Below are 20,183 nucleotides of genomic sequence, written 5' to 3' on the forward strand. Positions count from 1 at the left end.
TCAATTAAGCTTGCTCCTTTTTTAATGATTCATAAGTCTCATATACACTTAAAGACTGTAAATAGGAAAGTTGGTATCCTTCTTTCCCGTCTGCAATACCTAACCGCAAAATGTATGCCTTAAAGAATTTGAATGCTGTTTTGGAGTATTGGGTGATCCTGCTGAATCTTTTCCCCTTCAAAGCCAGTTCCTGTCCTTTTAAAACACCATAATGAATCATTTTCTGTTTATAAGACTCATAACTGGAAACGGAATAATGCAGCAATTTATTTTTCAGAATCCCGACAGATCCGTTTACTTCCAGTGTTTCATGAACTTTTTTTCCGGAAATATACCTTGCTTTGGACTTCCTGAACAGCCTGAAGTTTTTATCAGACTGCGTCCCGGAATAGTTAATCGGCTTATTGGCGAAAAAGAATTTTCTATAAAAGTAATAAGCATCTTTTTGCTGAGATACAGGTTTATTCAGCTCATCGATAATTTCCTTTCTCAAAAGCGGTGTGATTCGTTCATCACCGTCAAGAAATAATACCCAGTCATTATTCGCAGCATCCAAAGCCAGATTCCGTTGTTTTGTAAAATCTTCAAACTTATGCTGAATCACTTTTACATTAGGATAAGTGTTGGCAATTTCAACCGTCTGGTCTGTGCTGAATGAATCTATTACGATAATCTCATCACAAAAATCAAAACACCCGAGTACTTCCCGAATGTTTTGTTCTTCGTTATACGTTATGATTAAGCCACTTACTTTTTCAGTGAGTTCAGGCATATTTACTTTTTGAAATCTAAAATAGTTTTCTCTATAATTTTTACACAATCAAGCAATTGCTCTTCTGTAATTACCAAAGGTGGTGCAAGTCTGATAATATTCCCATGAGTAGGCTTGGCAAGCAATCCGTTTTCTTTTAATTGCAGACACAGATTCCATGCTGTAGAGCTTTCCGGCGTGTCATTAATTAAAATCGCATTTAATAGACCTTTTCCTCTTACTTTCGTAATAAGATCGGATTTTTCAATTATTTTTTCAACTTCTGCTCTGAAAAGTTGTCCCAGTTCTTCTGCTCTTTCAGATAATTGTTCTTCTGCAACGACATCCAGTGCGGCAATGGCAACAGCACAGGCAATCGGGTTTCCACCGAATGTAGAACCGTGTTGTCCGGGTTTGATAACACTCATGATGCTATCATTTGCTAAAACAGCTGATACTGGATACATTCCGCCGGAAAGAGCTTTTCCTAAAATTAAAATATCAGGTTGTACATCTTCGTGATAACATGCAATCAGCTTACCTGTTCTTGCAATACCGGTCTGCACTTCATCAGCAATGAAAAGAACGTTGTGTTCTTTACACAATTCGGAAGCGTTTTTCAGGAAGCCGTCATTAGGAACATAAACTCCTGCTTCTCCCTGAATGGGTTCAACCAGAAATGCAGCAATATTTCCTGCTTCTTTGTTTAAAACCTCTTCTAAAGCGGCAATATCATTGTAAGGAATTTTGATAAACCCGGGAGTAAAAGGTCCGTAATTCTGATTCGCATCAGGATCATTGGAGAAAGAAACAATCGTAGTTGTTCTTCCATGGAAGTTATTTTCACAAACAATGATCTTTGCTGCATTTTCAGAAATCCCTTTTACTTCGTAGCTCCATTTTCTGGCTAATTTCACAGCAGTTTCCACGGCTTCTGCTCCGGAATTCATAGGTAAAACCTTATCAAAGCCGAATAGAGTAGTGATTTTCTGTTCGTATTCTCCCAAATTAGAGTTGTAAAAAGCTCTTGATGTCAAAGCCAGTTTTTTAGCCTGATTTATTAAAGCTTCAACGATTTTAGGGTGAGAGTGGCCCTGATTAACAGCAGAATATGCAGAAAGAAAATCATAATATTTTTTGCCTTCAACATCCCATACAAAAACGCCTTCTCCACGGTCTAAAACTACCGGAAGAGGGTGATAATTATGCGCTCCGTGTTTGTCTTCAAGGTCAATAAAATACTGTGAGTTTTTTGCTGTTTCTACTGTTGACATATATTTTTGGTTTTTGACAAAGTTAATAATTTAATACGAGAAGCCATAAAATAAAAAACTGCCTCGGAATGAGACAGTTTCAGTAATTTTTATTAAGATTTATCTTAATGATTGTCATATTTTTTATCCATTACAAAACTTTCCATGAATTTTGTTGTGTAGTTTCCTGAAAGATAATCTTCATCATCCATCAATTGTCTGTGGAAAGGAATGGTTGTTTTTACACCTTCAATATAGAATTCTTCCAATGCACGTCTCATTTTTGCGATAGCTTCTTCACGGGTCTGGGCAGTCGTGATCAGTTTTGCAATCATTGAATCATAATTGGATGGAATGGAATATCCTGAATATACGTGAGTATCAACTCTGATTCCGTGTCCGCCAGGAATATTTAATCCTGTGATTTTCCCCGGAGACGGTCTGAAATCAGCATAAGGGTCTTCTGCATTGATTCTACACTCGATTGAATGTAATTTAGGATAGTAATTGATTCCTGAAATAGGAGTTCCGGCAGCTAAAAGAATCTGTTCTCTGATAAGATCATAATCAATTACCTGTTCTGTGATAGGATGCTCTACCTGAATTCTCGTATTCATTTCCATGAAATAGAAATTTCTGTGCTTATCAACAAGGAATTCGATAGTTCCCACGCCTTCATATCCGATAAACTCAGCAGCTTTTACAGCAGCCTCACCCATTTTTTCACGAAGTTCGTCAGTCATGAACGGAGATGGTGTTTCTTCCGTTAATTTCTGATTTCTTCTTTGTACGGAACAATCTCTTTCAGAAAGGTGGCAAGCTTTACCATATTGGTCACCTGCAACCTGAATTTCGATATGTCTGGGCTCTTCAATCAGTTTTTCCATATACATACCTCCGTTTCCGAAAGCAGCTACAGCCTCCTGAATAGCAGATTCCCAGTGATCTTTAAGGTCTTCAGCTTTCCAAACAGCTCTCATCCCTTTTCCACCACCACCTGCTGTTGCTTTGATCATTACAGGATATCCTGTTTCTTCAGCAATTTTTACAGCATGCTCATAAGATTCAATCAAACCGTCAGAACCCGGTACACATGGTACACCTGCAGCTTTCATGGTAGCTTTAGCGTTAGCTTTGTCTCCCATTTTCTCAATCTGTTCCGGAGAAGCACCAATAAATTTGATTCCGTTTTTCTGGCAGATTCTTGAGAAATTAGCATTTTCAGATAAAAATCCGTAACCCGGGTGAATGGCATCGGCATTGGTAATTTCCGCAGCGGCAATAATGTTAGGAATTTTAAGGTATGAGTCTTTACTCATAGCAGGACCGATACAAACCGCTTCATCAGCAAATCTTACATGAAGACTATCTTTATCAGCAGTTGAGTAAACCGCAACGGTTTTGATCCCCATTTCTTTACAAGTACGTAAAATACGCATTGCAATTTCGCCACGATTGGCAATTAATATTTTTTTGAACATCTTCTTCAATTTGAAAATTAGATAATTTGAGAATTAGATAATGTTATTTGAATGCAGATAAAATCGGCATCTAACGTCTAACATCTAACTTCTAAATTAAGATGGATCTACTAAGAATAAAGGTTGGTCGTATTCTACAGGAGTAGCATCGTCTACTAAAATTTTAACGATTTTTCCGCTTACTTCAGATTCAATTTGGTTGAATAATTTCATCGCTTCAATTACGCAAACAATTTTTCCGTTAGAAACTTCATCTCCTACATTTACAAAGACGTCTTTATCAGGAGATGGTTTTCTGTAGAAAGTTCCGATCATCGGAGATTTGATTGTAATATATTTACTGTCATCAGAAGCAGCTTCAGCAGGAGCAGCCGGAGTGGCAGCTGATACCGGAGCCTGTGCAGGAGCAGCCATCTGTGGAGCAGTATGGTAAACTGCAGGTTGTGCATAAGCTACTTCGCTTCCAGCTAATGGAGTTTTAATGGTGATTTCGAAATCTTTAGTTTTGTATTTCACTTCTGAAACTTCAGCCTTAGATACAAACTTAATAAGATTCTGTATGTCTTTAATGTCCATAAATTTGATATTTGATTTTGAGCCAAAGATACCAAAAAAACATAAAAAACAACAAAAAACCGCTCAATTTTATCAAAATCGGGCGGTTTTTGTATTAAAATGAGGCTTTTTTGAAAAAGTCTCTCTTAGTTTTCTTCAGTAGCAGCTACTTCTTTTTCCAATACTACTTTACCTCTGTAGTAAAGTTTTCCTTCATGCCAGTGAGCTCTGTGGTAAAGGTGTAATTCACCTGTAGTTGCATCTTTAGCTAATTGAGGAACTACTGCTTTGTAGTGAGTTCTTCTCTTATCTCTTCTTGTGGACGACTGTCTTCTCTTTGGATGTGCCATTTTGTAATAACTTTTTTAATTTGATGAGCGATGAGATTCTTTTCATCATCTCATCATATTTAAATTATTTTTAATTTTTATCTTTTAATTTTCTAAGTGCTTCCCATCGGGGGTCACTTTCTTCTTTTTTCTCTTCCGATTCTTCAATTTCTTTCGGGCTGAATTTTTCAAGAATTTCCAGATCTTCATCACTTACATTAGGTGATACCTTTTTCATGGGTATGGAAAGGGCCACATTTTCGTAAATCAGTTGTGCTACATTGAAAGCATGGTCGCTGGTAGGAATGGTGATTACATCTTCTTCGCTGTCATCATATTCTTCCCCAAACTTTACCAAAACCTTAATCTGGTTTTCAATGGGATGATCGAAATCTTCGTTTGTAATATCACAAACCAGCTCTACTGTCCCGCTGACTTTGATCTCAAATTCTAAAAAAGTAGTGTGTTTATCAAGTGAAACATCCACTGTTATCTTAGGATTTGTAAATTCTTGCTCAGTGTCAAATAATTGAAAGAACGTTTTATCTATCTCAAATTTGAACTTGTGCTTTCCGTATTTAAGTCCGGAAAAGCTTACATCGTAGTTTCTTAACTTGTCCATAAAATGAGTGTGCAAAAATATGCATTTTTTTTATAATTACAAATAAAATCTCCAACAAATTAATTTAAAATTTGTTTTAATGATTTATGCTTCAGTTTCATCCGGCAGATCTTCATCTATTCCATTGTCTACAACCATTTTTCTTGGTTGCATACGGTTATTCATAAGATCGTTGTATTCGCTTCTGTTCTTGAAAATTTTAATAGCAGTGAAGATGGCCTCTGTAAAGCTTTGCTCATCTGCAATGTTTTTACCGGCAATATCATAGGCAACTCCGTGATCGGGAGAGGTTCTGATAAAAGGAAGGCCTGCAGTATAGTTTACGCCTTCTTCATAAGCCAGTGTTTTAAACGGAGCCAGCCCCTGATCATGATACATAGCTAATACCGCATCAAAGCTTTTATATTTATTAGGCTGGAAAAAGCTGTCTGCCGGAAAAGGGCCGAAAGCTAAAATTCCGTTGTCTGAAAGTTCTTTGATAGCCGGTTCAATGATCTCTATTTCTTCATTTCCGATGACACCGCCATCCCCTGAATGAGGATTTAATCCCAAAACAGCAATTTTAGGCTTTAAAATACAGAAATCCTCAATTAAAGTCTGGTTTAAAGCTTTGATCTGTTTTTTAATTTTCTCTTTGGAAATGTTTTCAGCAACCTTTGCAATAGGGATATGATGCGTAGATACGGCTACTTTCAGATCGTCGGTTACCAGAAACATTAATCCTTTTTTATTGAATTTTTCTTCAAAGTATCCCGTATGGCCTGCGTGCTTGAATCCCATTTTCACCATTTCATCCTTATTAATGGGAGCTGTTACAAGAACGTCAATTTCTCCTTTCATTAAAGCTTCTGTTGCGGCTTCCAGAGAATCAATCGCCATTCTGGTAGATTCTTCAGTAGGTTTTCCTAATTCTACATTTACATTGTCTTTCACAAGGTTTACCATATTCAGTTTGCCGTTCTGGGCCTGTGAAGCTTCGTTGATGTAGTTGAAATTCAAATTGTGCTTAAAAATGTTTTTCTGATAGGTGAAAAGTTTACCCGAACCAAAAATCACCGGAGTGAAAAAATCAGTAATGGTTTTGTCTTTCAGAGACTTTATGATGATTTCCGGGCCGATGCCGTTGAAATCACCAATTGAAATTCCTACTCGTACTTTATGGTTTTTTGGGCTCATTTTGATTATCTTTGAAGATTATAATTTTACAAATTTAGCAAAAAATAATATGTTCACAGGAATTATTGAAGCAGTTGGGGTTATTGAGAAAATAGAGAAAAAGGGAAGTAATATTGATTTTACATTAACGTGCCCTTTTACGCATGAATTGAAAATAGATCAGAGCCTGGCTCACAACGGTTGCTGCTTAACTGTTGTTGAGATTAAAGATGATAGGTATGTGGTAACAGCAATCAATGAAACTTTAGAGAAAACAAACCTCGGAAAATGGGAAGTCGGAACTGTGGTTAATCTTGAACGTTGCATGAAGATGGATGGAAGGCTTGACGGGCATATCGTTCAGGGGCATGTGGACAAAACCGGAGAAGTTGTCGGAATTGAAAATAAAGACGGAAGCTATTTTATTACTATAAAATATGAAGATAACGGAAGTTTTGTGACGGTTCCTCAGGGTTCTATTACTGTTAACGGAATCAGCTTAACGGTTGCAAAAAGTGAAGATACTCAGTTTTCTGTAGCCATTATTCCTTATACCTGGGAATTTACCAATATGCAGCATTTGAAAACAGGTGATAAAGTAAATCTGGAATTTGATATAATTGGTAAGTATATTGCTAGGTTAATTAAAAAACAGAATGTCAATTAGTAAATATAAAGGATATAGTTTAAGAAATCGTGTTTTTTTCGGATTTCTGCTGGTGTGTCTTTTAAGTGTTGCTGCCTCATCGCTTGTCCCGTACTTTGTGCTGAGAAATAATTCTTTTGAGCAAAGCAGGATCGACATGCAGAATAAAACCAATGCGGTAATGGGCTATCTTGATTATGCAGTAAGTCAGGCCCAGATTGAAACCAAAGACATTCCCACCGTTTTATCGAATAAAATTTTTGAAATTGCAGATATCAATCAGCATGATATTGTTATTTATGATTTGAAAGGACACTATTTGCTTTCTAATAAGGACGAGAGTTTAGTTGAGCAGAAATCTATTCCGGTCAATATCGTTAATAAAATTCTTGCCACCGATGCAAGAGTAGATATTAAAGGGTATGACGATGTGAAAGATGCCGTATTCACTTCTTCTTATCTGTTACTGAAAAATAATGTCCTGGAGCCGATTGGTATTGTTTATATTCCTTTATATCATAATGAATCAGCTTATTTCGATGTGCTTAATCAGTATGTGAAATATATTCTTTTAGTTGATATTTTTCTTATTCTGTTCAGCATCTGGATCAGTTGGGTGACTTCCAATAACCTTGCAAAAACCATTACTAAATTTTCTGATATGATCACCCGTATTACATTATTTGAGAATGAAATGCGTCCTATCAGATATTATAAAAATGACGAATTAAATGCCCTGGCAAGAGCCTATAACAGGATGATCCTCCAGATTCAGGATCAAAAGGAAAGGCTGCGTTTTAAAGCCTCGGAAGAAGCCTGGCGCGAGATGGCCAAACAGGTTGCTCATGAAGTGAAAAACCCGCTTACTCCCATGAAGCTTACGATTCAGAATTTTGAAAGAAAATTTGACCCTGAAGATCCGCATATCAGAGAAAAAGTAAAGCTGATGAGTAAAACAATGGTAGACCAGATTGATCTGATTGCTACTGTAGCTTCAGCTTTTTCAGAGTTTGCGAAACTTCCGGAAAAGAATAATGAAGTGATCAATTTAAATACGGAAGTAGGAGATATTCTCCGGGTATTTAATGATGACAGCATCTTCATTCATACCAATAAGAATAATATTATGATTAATATGGACAGGATCTACCTTTCCAGAATCATTACGAATCTTGTCACCAATGCCCAGCAGGCGAAAAGTGATGAGCGTAAGTTAATCATTAATGTAGACGTGGAACAACACCAGAGAAGAGTGATGATCTCCATTCAGGATAACGGAATCGGTATTCCTGAAAATATGTATGAAAGAATTTTTGAACCGAATTTCACCTCAAAAAACAGTGGAATGGGACTTGGATTATCCATGGTGAGAAAAATGATAGAGGATTACAAGGGAGAAATTTCAGTGAAGTCTGAGGTAGGAAAAGGCTCAACATTTACGATTACACTACCCACCAATTTATAGTGAAACCTTTCAGATTCAAACAATTTGATATCCAGCAGTCAAATGACGTCTTTCGGGTGGGAACAGACGGAGTTCTTCTTGGGGCTCTGGCTTCTGTCTCTGATGCTTCCAAAGTACTGGAAGTGGGAACAGGAACGGGGCTGATTTCCCTGATGCTGGCCCAGAGAAATACAGATGCTGACTTTCTTGGGATTGATATCAACGAAGATGCCGCCTCACTTACAAAGCTTAATTTTGAGAATTCTGTTTTTGCATCAAGACTGAAAAATATCCACCGCGATTTTAAAGCTTTTGAAATGGAAGAACGTTTTGATCTTATTGTTTCCAATCCGCCTTATTTTGAAGAATCGGATTCCGGGAAAGATAAGATTGCCCGTCAGACTGTAGAATTAAATTTCAGGCAGCTAATTACCAAAGCCTCACAATTTTTATCCGGAAATGGTATTTTCTCAGTGATCATTCCGGTTGAGGCGGGAGAGGCTTTTATTTCAATGGGGAAGGAAAATCGTCTGTTTTTGAATAGAAGAGTCAATATCAAAGGAATTGAAAGCTCAAAAACAAAAAGACTGATTCTGGAATTTTCATTAGCTGAAACAATGCTTCAAGAATCTGATTTTATAATAGAAAAAAGTCCGAGACAATACTCGGACCAATATCTTGAACTCACAAAGGAGTTTCATGTATTTAAAAGTAGCAATTAGAGGTTAGAAATTAGACGTTAGTGAGCGAACATTCTGTTTTATATTTCAGCTTCTAATCTCTTTATCTTTTAATTTTATTCAAATAATTCTGATGTATCCAGTACAGAAACTTTTCCGTCTTCACATCTGATCGCTTCACCGGGGAAGTTTTGGATCATATGGTAATCATGGGTTGCCATTACTACTGCAGCGCCATTTTCAAGGGCAACCTGCTTTAATAGCGTCATAATTTCGTTGGACGTTTCAGGATCAAGGTTTCCTGTCGGCTCATCGGCAAGGATAAGGTCGGGATGATTCAGTAAAGCTCTTGCAATAGCAACACGTTGCTGCTCACCTCCGGAAAGTTCGTGCGGCATTTTGTGCTTTTTACTTTTCATATTAACGCTTCCGAGAACTTCGTTAATACGGTCTTCCATTTTTATTTTATCGCTCCATCCCGTAGCTTCAAGAACAAATTTTAAATTCTTCTCTACGGTTCTGTCGGAAAGCAACTGAAAATCCTGGAAAACAATTCCTAATTTTCTTCTGAGGTTCGGAATATCTGAAGGTCTCAGCTTGGCAAGGTCAAAGCCAACCACGGCTCCATGTCCTGATGCCAAAGGAATATGCCCGTACAATGTCTTTAAAAGTGAACTTTTCCCGGAACCTGTTTTCCCGATAAGATAGCAGAATCTACCTTTTTTAATGTTCAGATTAACGTCAGATAGTACCGTAAAGTTCTTCTGTGCAATCTTTGCATGTTGCAAATTGATAATATTATCTCCGGAGATATTTGTATGTGGCATAATTCAATTTTAAGAGGCTATTTCTAAAATAATTTTCAGATTTTAAAAATAGAAAAAAGAAACCTAAAGAACCTAAATTTTAGTAAATTTTAACAACAAAAAATGCCTGAAAAACTTCTTTTCAAGCATGATTTGTATATGATAATTCAGGAGATTATCTCTTAGCGCGTGATGCACTTACAGTTAAACTCTTTCTGCCTTTAGCTCTTCTTGCAGCCAAAACTCTTCTACCGTTTGGCGTAGACATTCTTTCTCTGAAACCGTGTTTGTTTCTTCTTTTTCTTTCTGATGGTTGGAATGTTCTTTTACTCATTACTATATATTTAAATCGTAATTATCTATTTATTTTTCAGGTTGCAAAGATATAGAATTTTTTAAAAGTTACAAACTTATCTTATATTTTTTTTTAAATATTTGATCAGATAGTTTTGCGTTGACGTTATGAGTGAAGGTTAATAGTTACTGGAACGGATAATTTTTAATCTTTTAAATTATTCAGGTATTTCCGGGTTTAAAAATAATGAGTCGTGGTTTATATAAAAGCTCTATCTTTGGAGACCAAAATTTTAAAGAAGACATAATGATGTTTACACCTGCGGAACTTTTAGAAATTAATGCACTGCTTACTCCTGAAAATAAGATAGTTATTCTTACCCATTATAATCCGGACGGCGATGCTATCGGTTCCAGCTTAGGACTTAAACATTATCTTCAGGCTAAAGGAATCAGTGCTGAAGTAGTGGTTCCGAATGATTTTCCAAAGTTTCTGAAATGGATGCCTGAAGCCAAAAAAAATATCATTGGTGAATATAAAAGAAAGGTAGCATTTGATCTGATTAATGAAGCAGATGTAATTTTCTGTCTGGATTTTAATTCCCCGGCGAGAATCGGAATTCTTGGCGACTGGCTGGTAAGAGCCAGGGCTAAAAAAATTCTTATTGACCATCATCAGCAGCCTGAAGAATTTGATTATGTCTACTCTGATACAATTATTCCTGCCACTTCACAGATGATTTATCATTTCATCGAAGCGTTAAATGATGAAGATCTGGTGAATAAAGATATTGCAGAATGTCTTTACACCGGAATTATGACTGATACCGGCGGTTTCCGTTTCCGCTCCACAAGTGCAACAACGCACCGGATTATTGCTAATCTGATTGAGAAAGGAGCAGATCCGTCTGTCATCACTTCCAATACCTGGGATACCAATACGGTTTCACGTCTTCATTTACTGGCACTGATCCTTGGAAGGATTGAAGTGGTAAACGACGGAAAAGTGGCTGTTTTATACCTTACAAGAAAAGAACTTCAGGAATACGGTTTCCAGAAAGGAGATACGGAAGGTTTTGTAAATTACGGGTTAAGTATTGTAGGCGTAAGAATGTCTGCGTTTTTCATGGAAGATCTTTATGAAGATTTTATTAAAATTTCTTTCAGAAGCAAGGATGATGTAGATGTAAACCAGCTTTCAAGAAAACATTTCAATGGCGGTGGCCACATCAATGCAGCAGGAGGGAAGTCTTATGAATCATTACCGGATACTATCGAAACTTTCAAAGCCAGAGTAGCGGAGGAGAATTTGTAAAAAGGCAAAAAGCAAAAAAGGCGGAATTGCTATATGATGGCTCTCAACTGTCAACTATAAGCTCTCAACTTTAGTATACCCTTTATCCTCCAGTTCTTTGCAGGTATACTCGTATACTTCCTGGAACATTTCATCCATATATTTTTTGTTGAATAGACTGAATTTTGTCATTTTGGGCGGATCCAGGAAAATATCGCAGGATTTTACTTTGGAGTATACGGATTTTGCGATGGCTAAATGCAGGATTCTGTCAAACTCTTTCATCAGGCTCATTTTCTGAAGTCCGTCATAGCTTAATGAATTGACATGGGATGCAATCAGGAAATCGCATTTATCGATAATAGGTTCGATAGGAAGGTTGTCCAGAACTCCGCCATCCACATATATTTTTTCTCCGATTCTCACAGGAGGCAGGATAAAAGGAACACTCGAAGAAGCTAAAAGCGGCTGAAAAAGAGGTCCTTCCGAAAAGAAATCTACAATCCCATGAGTCATTTCCGTCGCTGCAACAACAACGGGAATTTTCAGAATATCAAAATTATCTTTCGGAAAATGATCGGTAAGGAGCTTTAAAATAAAACTTGAACTAAAAATTCCGTTTTTGGAAAGCTTTAAATATGACCTTGAAAAAAATGTTGTATGCTTTACAATCTCCATCATTTCATCCGGTGTTTTCCCAAAAGAATAGAATGCCGCAATAATGGAGCCTGCACTTGTTCCTGAGATGATTTCCGGTTTCAGATCATATTCTTCCAGAGCTTTTAAAACAGCAATGTGGGCAATCCCGCGCATTCCTCCGCCCGAGAGTGTCAGGCCGATAACCGGTTTCTTTTTTTTGAAAGAGAATAAACCCATGTAGAAAATTAAGCTTTACTAAGATACAAGAATTTTTGACACCTGTTTTTAGGGTTCGTCACATTCGGCATCAACTTTTATAAAAAGTGAATTGAAGTTTTTATTCATTTCCGTATTGTGTTCCGGTCTTTGAATGTCGTCGTTAACACAATTTCCCCATCCGAATACAATAAGATCCATGATGGCATAATCTTTCCTGTCAGGAGAATTTAAACGGTTTTCAAATTCATTCATAACATTCTGGGGATCTCCGTTTTTCTTGCTCATCTCTTCACGCAGCTTTCTCCATTCCTCAGTCATTTCGGTGTCATTGGAGTTCAATGCCTTTATAAAGCGTTCGCAATTTTCAGAATATTTATCTTTTAATAAAACTGACGGATCGGAATACGCAATAATCTGTGTTTTTTCAGCTGCATATTCCTGTACCAGAGCCTGAAGGGTTTGTTTCTTTATATCCTGCCAGTAAGGTACATTAACGATCTGTAAGTTTTCAATAGCTTTTTTCTTTTCTTTAAACTCCTTTTCCAGTTTTTTTAGAATCTGGTCTTTATCTCTTCTGACTTCCTGAAGATCTGTAAGCTTGAAAACATGGGGTGAGCTTAGTAAAATACCTCCGAATTTATAATAAAGTTTATATGTCGCTTCCAGTTGATCTCTGGTATATTTGCTTTCATCAAAGTAACCTTTGTTTGTACATAGCTCGGTATCGAAAACAAAAAATCCCTGATCCTGCTGTTCTTTTATCAGAGAATCTTTCTGGGCTTCTTTTACATAAGAGATGGAGTCGGTGAGGCTGTTTGCAACATGAGTTTCTTTTTTACAGCCTAAGAATATGAAAAATAATAGTGGGGTAATAGCAACTTTCATTGAGGTCAATTTCATAAAACTAAATTTTTAGGCATGTTGTGAAGTAATTCTGTATTGATGATTTCTGCACAGATGCCCGGTTTTTCCCAGTGACCGTTATGTCCGCAGTCTATAACATATGATTTGATATTGGTTCTGTCTGGGAGATTTTTAATTGTGTTTTCTGTTTTTACGGCGTTATCATGTTTTCCTGCAAGGACGAGGATTTTAGATTCAAGGTTTTCAAGAATATGCTTTTTATCGGTTCTTTCTACCATTCCTTTTACACAGGCTAAAGCACCGAGATTATTGGTTGATAAGGCTATTGCCAGAGCAGTTTCAATTTTCCTTTCCAGAATATCTCTTTCATTAGGATTGAATAAATTAGGGATTCCTGCTCTTACATAATTGGGGAAGGCTTCTTTGATGATTCTGTAACTTTTAATACGCTGCTGTTTTTTTTCTTCATCATCCGGAAAATAGGTTGAGAAAAATAAGGTAAGGCTTTTCAGGGTTTCCGGATATTTTTCAGCAAAAGCAAGTGAAGTATAGCCACCCATGGAATGTCCCAATAAGTGAACTTTATTTAACTTCTCATGATCCAGGACTTTTTTTACTTCCTCTGCCATCAGTTCCATGGTGTGGGTTTCGGCAAGGATTTCCGATTGCCCATGTCCCGGAAGGTCTATTTTTAAAAGTGAAAAATTTTCAGAAAGATGTGGCTCCATATCATCCCATATGGAAAGATTTTCCATGAAACCGTGCAGTAAAACCAAAGTCTCTTTTCCGTTTCCTTTTTTCTCAAAGTTCAGCATAGTTTAAAATTAAAAATGTATATCGATATACTCAACAAATCCCGAACCATTTATCATATCCTGAAGCCTCCATGTTTTTCCACCGTCTTTGGACATGAAGGTTTTTGTGCCCTGTCTTACATAAATTTTCCCGTTTTCGCTCTCAGAAATGCTTTCTGAAATACTTCCTGTGAAATTCATATGTTTTTCAGAAATTATTTTCATATAACCCTGAATATGCACATAGTCTTTTCCAGATTTTATATCTCCTAAAACTTCGTAGCGGTCTCTTTCGCCTTCAATTTTTTTAAAATCTACAGAACCGGAATTTTTAATCAGGTTATGAGTTAATTTATGGCTGCCGTTAAAATCTTTGAAATGATTTTTAGCTCTGATGCTGTCATTGATTTTTGTTCTTGCAGCATTAATGGAGTCGATAACTTTTGTGCTGTCAGTTTGATTTTGAGTAGATTGGCTTTCTTTTTTTGAACATGAAATGATAAGGGCAATGAAGCTTGCAGCGATAAAGAGATTTTTCATTTATACATTAAATTATACTTTCAAAATTAAATAAAAAAAAGAGCATTTTTAAAATGCCCTTTCTCTTTATTTTGTTAATTCTTCGTAAACTTTCTTTTCCCAGGGTTTGATGTCTGTAATGCCGTACCGTTCTTTTTTTGAAATTGCGATATTATCCAGCATATCAACAAAGTTTTTGTAGTTGGCATCATCAGTCGGTTTTACAATTACCGTGAAGATATTTTTTTCCGGGGCATTGTTATAGGCTTCTGCAATGACTTTGGAAATATTGACTCCATTGAAATCGGTTTCTTTTAAGTTACTGGTATTTAAATCTTCTGCGACTTGTTGATGATAAAATACCCTGTTATTTTCACCTATAATAAATGTTATTTGGTTTTTAGGATTTATATCAAAGTGTTTAGGGATTGGATTGGGATCTTTTGCCGGCAAACCTAAATCCATCACATTGGGTTTTGTAAAGTTGGTGGTAAACATAAAAAAGGTAATTAATAAAAACCCTAGATCTACCATAGGCGTCATATCAACCCGGATTAATTTTTTTTTCTGCTTTCCGCCTTGTTTTTCTTGCGCGATTACTTCAGCCATAATTTTAATTTTTTAATGTTAAACAATTGGTCATAAAGATTGAGGTATTCTTCTTTATTTGAAAAAATCTATACAAAGTCTGTACCTAATTTTTGATAATGTTATAAATTTTTAAAATTTGTTTAATGTTTGGCATAAAAAAACCTCATGAGCTTTTAATTTCATAAGGTTTTATGGTATTTTAAGATTGTATAACTATTTTATGATCATGAGTTTGTCTGATAAAATGGTTTTCCCCTGATGCTCAACCTGAATCATATATGCTCCGTTTATAAATGGGTTGGTGCTTACGGAAACTTTTTTGTCATTATATTTTTGAGTAAATAGTTTTCTTCCGGACCTATCTGTAATATGCACTGTAGCTTCACCGGGAAGATTATCGAGGTAAAAAGATTCTTTTGCAGGGTTTGGATACAGGTGAGGTTTTTTAGATATGAGATTATCTTCAGTACCCAATCGTTTTCCGCCTAATTTTATGATCCAGTAATTGTAATTTCCCGGCGTTCCGGTGATCGCATCAGAATAACCGCTGATTACGTAGCCGCCATCAGAAGTTTGCTGTACTGCCATTGCCGTATCATCTGTAAGGCCACCGAATTTTTTATGCCAGTCAACATCTCCGTTGGGTTTTAATTTCAACATCCAGTAATCATTGCTGCCCGGATTTCCTTCTGCAGGAGTTCCGGTATATCCTACGACTGCATAACCGCCGTCACTTGTCGTATTAAGATTAAAGGCACGATCATATAGATCATCACCATAAGATTTTTGCCATTGCAGATTTCCCAAAGCATCCATTTTTACAATCCAGTAATCATCGTTGCCGTTACTTGCTGTAATATCTCCATCAGTAGAAGATGATGTTCCTAAGACAATATAGCCGCCATCTGTAGTTTGTTTCACTGAGCAGGCATTGTCAGAACCGCTGCCACCAAAAGGCTTTTGCCATTGTGTATTTCCTGAGGGATCAAGCTTAACAACCCAATAATCGCCAAAGCCATATCCTGTATTGGGACTCCAGGAAGTACCTGCAACAATATAGCCTCCATCCGTAGTCTGCTCAATAGAATTGGCTTCATCAGGGCCTTCTCCTCCCAGAGATTTTTGCCATTGTAAATTTCCTGTTGAGCTAAGTTTTACTATCCAGTAATCACTATTTCCAAGATTTCCTGTAATGTCACCATTAACAGATAATGATCTTCCGCAAACAATATATCCGCCATCTGAGGTCTGTCGTACAGATTTGGCGATATCGATGCCTGTGCCTCCTAAAGTTTTTTGCCAGGTTAAATTTCCTGTTGCATCTAATTTTACAATCCAGTAATCGCTGCTTCCATGATTTCCGGTAACATCTCCGTTATTGGATTCCGTGGAACCTGCTACAATATATCCGCCATCTGTAGTCTGGCGAACAGAATATGCTCTTTCTACAGACGATCCTCCAAGAGATTTTTGCCATTGAATTGCTCCGCCGGAATTTAATTTTACCACCCATTGATCAAGAGAACCGTGGTTTCCTGTAACATCGCCGTTGAGTGAGCCGGAAGATCCTGCAATGATATATCCTCCGTCCGAGGTTTGATGAATGTCGGGAAACTGTTCTGAGAACGTGCCTCCTAATGATTTCTGCCATTCGATATCCGGAGCCTGAGCCTTTATGAGGGAACAGTTTAATATTACAAACAGAAAGTAATAGATATTTTTCATTTAAATAAATTGAGATATGCATAAAATTATTAAAAATCATACAACCCCATGTATTTTAATAAGTAAGTGTCGACATTTTTCTAATAAGTGTAAAAAAAGCCTTGTCAAATCAGTTGACAAGGCTTTTTCTTATTTTTTAATTAAATTATTTATTCTGTTTATAGTAGTTTACCCCACATTCCAGGAATTTTTTGAAATCTTCCTTCGGCATATACCCGGAAACCGGTGTGTTGATTACTTTTCCGTCCGGGGTTACCAGAACATAATGCGGTTGGGAATTATTATTGAAATTCACCTGCTGGAATAAACTCCATCTGTCTCCGATGGTTTTTACTTTCTTGATCTGGCCTTCTCCCAAATCAATTTTGGTTTTCTGGTCTTCAGGAAGCTCTTCTTTATCATCTACATACAGGGAGGCAAGAACCACGTCGTTCTGAAGGATCGGCAAAATGTCCGGCTCGCTCCATACGAATTCCTCCATTTTTCTACAGTTCTCACAGCCGTAACCAGTAAAGTCGATCAGGATAGGTTTGTTTTCTTTTTTAGCCAGTTCAATCGCTTTAAAGAAATCATGCTCAGGATACATTCCTAGAATTCCGTCTTTTTCATCATGGAAATAGCTTACATTCAACGGAGGTAGAATTCCGCTTAATAACTGAAGCTTCGGACGTTCAGAAGGAATTAACCCCTGAATTAAATAGATGACAAATCCAACACCCAGTGCTCCCAATATTTTTCGGGTAATGGAAATTTTCGGTTTTTTATCATCATGCGGGAATCTTATTAATCCAAATAAATACAATGCCAATCCAACGGCAATAATGATCCAGATTACAATGAAAAGCTCTCTTTTTAATAAGAAAGTCTTCGATACTAAATCTGCTTTTGATAAGAATTTTAATGCCAAAGCCAGTTCTACGAAACCTAAAACCACTTTCACCGTATTCATCCAGCCGCCTGATTTTGGAAGACTCTGTAAAGCCTGAGGAAATAATGCCAGAAGCCCGAAAACAATCGCCCAGGCAAAACCAAATCCGGCCAAAGCAAAAGTCAATAGCATCGGAACATTGGTAGATCCTGTCACTGCGCCTCCTAATAAACTTCCTAAAATAGGGCCAGTACAAGAGAACGAAACAATAACAAGCGTTAATGCCATGAAGAAAATACCGATAATTCCTCCTGCTTCCTCAGCTTTGGAAGATTTATTGGCAATTGAGCTTGGCAATGTAATATCATAATAGCCGAAGAAGCTTCCGGCAAAGAAAATAAAGATGACAAAGAATGCCACATTCAGCCAGACACTTGTAGAAATTTCATTGAATATATTTCCTGCAATCCCGTCAATTAAATGAAAAGGTACACTTAATAAAACGAAAATTAAAAGAATGAAGAAGCCATAAATAAGGGCATCCCTTTTTCCTTTGGCTTTATTTTTATTTCCTTTTGTAAAGAATGAAACCGTTAGAGGAATCATTGGAAACACACAAGGAGTCAGTAACGCAATAAGACCTCCGATGAATCCCAAAAACAGATAAGTCCAGTAGTTTTCGCTGACTTTCGCAGAAGCGGTGCCACAATCTGTTAAAGGTTTCTTGAAATCTAAAGTCTCTATTTTTAAATTCTTAGGATCTAAACTTGAAGTTTCGGTAACCGTTACTTCCTCTTTTTTAGGGTTCTCAGCCACTGTTTCTGTAGTTTTTACAGAATCCTTTGCTGTTTCTGCAGTGGCTTCAGGTGTTACTTCTTCCGTTGTCCCTTTAGGTGTAACTTTCTGATTGAATTCTAAAGTATTCGGAGCCAGACAAACCCTGTCGTCACAGGTCTGATAAGTAATCTCAGAGGTTACATCAGCAGGTTTTGCCGGATCTTTAAGCTTAAATTTTTGTTTGAAGCCAGCATTATTGGAATAAAATACAATCGTTCCGCCAAAAGCTTCCGAAAATTCTTCATGTTTTTTTCCTACTTCTGTAAATTTCCCGATCAGTTCGATATTTTTCCCTGAAACCTTATATTCAGTCGGGATTCCCGTATCTTCCGGCAAATCTTTGGAATAAATATGCCAGCCGCTTTCCATCGTTGCATTTAAAACAGCTTCATACTGATTGTTTCCTAAATCATTGATTGTGAATTTGAATTTTACAGGATTTTTAATCTGTGCATTAATTCCTGAACATAAAAATAACAGAATTAATAAAAACCAGCTTCTAAATTTCATTGTACTTTTCATTAAAAATTTTGAGAATATTTTTTGTTTTCTCATCCCTTGCATATCTCCGGTCTTGTCTGAAAGGAATAACACCAAGAACAGCATTATTACCGTCAGTCAATATCCAGATTTTTTGCTTCGCTAAAATAGATATTTTTTCGTCCCTAAAAAACTTAGAAACTTTCTTTTTCCCTGAAAAACCGGAAGGATAAAATAAATCTCCCTCCTGCTGTCTCCTTAATCGCAACGGGAATTGGAGTTTATCGGCATCAAAATCCCAGTCAAAACCCTTATTGATTTCGTCAATGCCTTCAATAGTACCTTCAAGATTAATTAAATTCTGAGTTTTAGAAAAATCATAATTTTCTATCAGTACAAGCTCCTCATTTACTTCTTTTTTTTCGTTTCTGTGAAGGAAGATCAACTCATTTCTATGAATGGACAATTGATAATCTTTCGAAAAAAAAGAGCTTCCGTTCTCTGCTTTAAAGATTTTAGGAATTTCTTCTTCCTGATTGAAACCGTATTTTTTTAAAATTTCAAACTTTACAAAATCACTTTCCTGATCTAACTTTTCTTTTGATATTATTTTATGGTCTTGGTTAAATACAGAAATCCTGTTTTCTATTTCCTCAATCTGTTTTTGAACAAAGTCTTTGGTCTGATTGAGATAAGAAGAGCTTTTTTTAAAATTTTCCAGAAAATGATCGTTAGTTTCCAAAAGTTTCGGAAAAATCTCATTTCTGATTTTATTTCTCAGATAATCACTTTTTTTATTCGATAAATCTTCACGGAACTCAATATTATTTTCTTTTGCAAATGTGTAAATTTCCTCTTTTGAGAAGGGAAGAAGGGGCCGCAAAATATGATTGTCATTAGCCGGAATTCCGCTTAAACCATTAATTCCCGATGCTTTTGAAAGATTAATGATGAATGTTTCCAGCTGGTCATTCAGATGATGAGCAGTGACCATGAATTCCAGATTTTCTTTTTGCCGGATCTGTTTGAAAAAACGGTATCGTAATTCTCTGGCCCAAAGCTGAATTGAGTTTTCAGGCTTTTGATCTTTATCGGAAACTTCATACAGATGAAACGGGACCCGATTTTTCTCACAAAAATCCTGCACTACTTTTTGATCCGAATCCGAATCTTCTCCACGAAGTTTATAGTTGATGTGAGCTATGTGAAAATGAAGTTTTAAATCATTAAAAACTGAGGCTAAAACCATAGAATCCACACCGCCGCTTACCGCTAAAAGATAAGTGTGGTTTTCAGGTGTTCCGACCAGATTTTTCAACTGTTTTTTTAAACTTATT

21 protein-coding genes are annotated in these 20,183 nt (G+C 36.6%); 4 read left to right on the forward strand and 17 right to left on the reverse strand.

The genetic code is table 11. The features are described 5' to 3' along the window. Positions 1–4 precede the first annotated feature (4 nt). The 7 genes from AB8P06_RS16105 to pdxA form a co-directional block, all read right to left on the reverse strand. Positions 5–772, reverse strand: a complete 768-nt coding sequence (locus tag AB8P06_RS16105) for a glycosyltransferase family 2 protein (RefSeq protein ID WP_369843283.1) — start codon at positions 770–772, stop codon at positions 5–7. A 2-nt stretch (positions 773–774) separates the two neighbouring features. Continuing rightward, positions 775–2,025 (reverse strand): ornithine--oxo-acid transaminase, encoded by a 1,251-nt coding sequence (rocD, locus tag AB8P06_RS16110; protein WP_369843284.1) that lies wholly within the window; start codon positions 2,023–2,025, stop codon positions 775–777. Between the two features lie 104 nt (positions 2,026–2,129). Next, positions 2,130–3,485, reverse strand: coding sequence for an acetyl-CoA carboxylase biotin carboxylase subunit (gene accC, locus AB8P06_RS16115; RefSeq protein ID WP_369843285.1), 1,356 nt, complete (start codon positions 3,483–3,485; stop codon positions 2,130–2,132). 96 nt (positions 3,486–3,581) lie between these two features. Beyond that, positions 3,582–4,061, reverse strand: a complete 480-nt coding sequence (gene accB / locus AB8P06_RS16120; protein ID WP_369843286.1) for an acetyl-CoA carboxylase biotin carboxyl carrier protein — start codon at positions 4,059–4,061, stop codon at positions 3,582–3,584. A 125-nt stretch (positions 4,062–4,186) separates the two neighbouring features. Beyond that, complete coding sequence (gene rpmF, locus AB8P06_RS16125; RefSeq protein ID WP_002976251.1) at positions 4,187–4,390, reverse strand: 50S ribosomal protein L32; 204 nt, start codon at positions 4,388–4,390, stop codon at positions 4,187–4,189. A gap of 70 nt (positions 4,391–4,460) precedes the next feature. Continuing rightward, on the reverse strand, positions 4,461–4,991 hold the full coding sequence (locus AB8P06_RS16130; protein ID WP_369843287.1) for a YceD family protein: 531 nt from the start codon (positions 4,989–4,991) through the stop codon (positions 4,461–4,463). Positions 4,992–5,075: 84 nt separating this feature from the next. Further along, positions 5,076–6,167, reverse strand: coding sequence for a 4-hydroxythreonine-4-phosphate dehydrogenase PdxA (gene pdxA, locus AB8P06_RS16135; protein ID WP_369843288.1), 1,092 nt, complete (start codon positions 6,165–6,167; stop codon positions 5,076–5,078). Between the two features lie 49 nt (positions 6,168–6,216). Here pdxA and AB8P06_RS16140 point away from each other — a divergent pair, with 49 nt between their 5' ends. Genes AB8P06_RS16140 through AB8P06_RS16150 form a run of 3 tightly spaced genes read left to right on the forward strand, consistent with a single transcriptional unit; the run spans position 6,217 to position 8,958 of the window. Next, positions 6,217–6,813 (forward strand): riboflavin synthase, encoded by a 597-nt coding sequence (locus tag AB8P06_RS16140; RefSeq protein WP_369843289.1) that lies wholly within the window; start codon positions 6,217–6,219, stop codon positions 6,811–6,813. Further along, positions 6,803–8,257 carry an ATP-binding protein gene (locus AB8P06_RS16145; protein WP_369843290.1) on the forward strand — a complete coding sequence of 485 codons (1,455 nt, stop codon included), beginning with the start codon at positions 6,803–6,805 and terminating at the stop codon, positions 8,255–8,257. Before AB8P06_RS16140 ends, AB8P06_RS16145 begins: the two co-directional genes overlap by 11 nt. Continuing rightward, complete coding sequence (locus AB8P06_RS16150) at positions 8,257–8,958, forward strand: tRNA1(Val) (adenine(37)-N6)-methyltransferase (protein WP_369843291.1); 702 nt, start codon at positions 8,257–8,259, stop codon at positions 8,956–8,958. Before AB8P06_RS16145 ends, AB8P06_RS16150 begins: the two co-directional genes overlap by 1 nt. A 74-nt stretch (positions 8,959–9,032) precedes the next feature. Here AB8P06_RS16150 and AB8P06_RS16155 read toward each other — a convergent pair whose 3' ends face one another. Next, positions 9,033–9,743, reverse strand: coding sequence for a cell division ATP-binding protein FtsE (locus tag AB8P06_RS16155; protein WP_007843333.1), 711 nt, complete (start codon positions 9,741–9,743; stop codon positions 9,033–9,035). A gap of 154 nt (positions 9,744–9,897) precedes the next feature. Next, entirely contained in the window at positions 9,898–10,056 is a 159-nt protein-coding gene (gene rpmH / locus AB8P06_RS16160) for a 50S ribosomal protein L34 (RefSeq protein ID WP_007843334.1), read from the reverse strand. A 270-nt stretch (positions 10,057–10,326) separates the two neighbouring features. On the opposite strand from rpmH, the gene AB8P06_RS16165 reads away from it, so the two are divergent. Continuing rightward, on the forward strand, positions 10,327–11,331 hold the full coding sequence (locus AB8P06_RS16165; RefSeq protein ID WP_369843417.1) for a DHH family phosphoesterase: 1,005 nt from the start codon (positions 10,327–10,329) through the stop codon (positions 11,329–11,331). Positions 11,332–11,385: 54 nt separating this feature from the next. Here the strand turns inward: AB8P06_RS16165 and AB8P06_RS16170 are convergent, their stop codons facing one another. The 8 genes from AB8P06_RS16170 to tilS form a co-directional block, all read right to left on the reverse strand. Beyond that, positions 11,386–12,186, reverse strand: a complete 801-nt coding sequence (locus AB8P06_RS16170) for a patatin-like phospholipase family protein (protein WP_369843292.1) — start codon at positions 12,184–12,186, stop codon at positions 11,386–11,388. Between the two features lie 48 nt (positions 12,187–12,234). After that, positions 12,235–13,068 carry a hypothetical protein gene (locus tag AB8P06_RS16175; RefSeq protein WP_369843293.1) on the reverse strand — a complete coding sequence of 278 codons (834 nt, stop codon included), beginning with the start codon at positions 13,066–13,068 and terminating at the stop codon, positions 12,235–12,237. Beyond that, complete coding sequence (locus AB8P06_RS16180; protein ID WP_369843294.1) at positions 13,065–13,847, reverse strand: alpha/beta fold hydrolase; 783 nt, start codon at positions 13,845–13,847, stop codon at positions 13,065–13,067. Before AB8P06_RS16180 ends, AB8P06_RS16175 begins: the two co-directional genes overlap by 4 nt. A 9-nt stretch (positions 13,848–13,856) precedes the next feature. Next, on the reverse strand, positions 13,857–14,366 hold the full coding sequence (locus AB8P06_RS16185) for a hypothetical protein (RefSeq protein WP_369843295.1): 510 nt from the start codon (positions 14,364–14,366) through the stop codon (positions 13,857–13,859). Between the two features lie 66 nt (positions 14,367–14,432). Then, positions 14,433–14,954 carry a biopolymer transporter ExbD gene (locus AB8P06_RS16190; RefSeq protein ID WP_369843296.1) on the reverse strand — a complete coding sequence of 174 codons (522 nt, stop codon included), beginning with the start codon at positions 14,952–14,954 and terminating at the stop codon, positions 14,433–14,435. Positions 14,955–15,149: 195 nt separating this feature from the next. Further along, on the reverse strand, positions 15,150–16,661 hold the full coding sequence (locus AB8P06_RS16195) for a T9SS type A sorting domain-containing protein (RefSeq protein WP_369843297.1): 1,512 nt from the start codon (positions 16,659–16,661) through the stop codon (positions 15,150–15,152). A 145-nt stretch (positions 16,662–16,806) separates the two neighbouring features. Beyond that, positions 16,807–18,876: a protein-disulfide reductase DsbD family protein gene (locus tag AB8P06_RS16200; protein ID WP_369843298.1), complete on the reverse strand. Its 2,070-nt coding sequence runs from the start codon at positions 18,874–18,876 to the stop codon at positions 16,807–16,809. Further along, positions 18,866–20,164, reverse strand: coding sequence for a tRNA lysidine(34) synthetase TilS (gene tilS, locus AB8P06_RS16205; protein ID WP_369843299.1), 1,299 nt, complete (start codon positions 20,162–20,164; stop codon positions 18,866–18,868). The genes AB8P06_RS16200 and tilS overlap by 11 nt, the downstream gene beginning before the upstream one ends. Positions 20,165–20,183: the final 19 nt, after the last annotated feature.

Origin of the sequence: Chryseobacterium tongliaonense, from assembly GCF_041224435.1 — a bacterium.
GTDB lineage: Bacteria > Bacteroidota > Bacteroidia > Flavobacteriales > Weeksellaceae > Chryseobacterium > Chryseobacterium tongliaoense.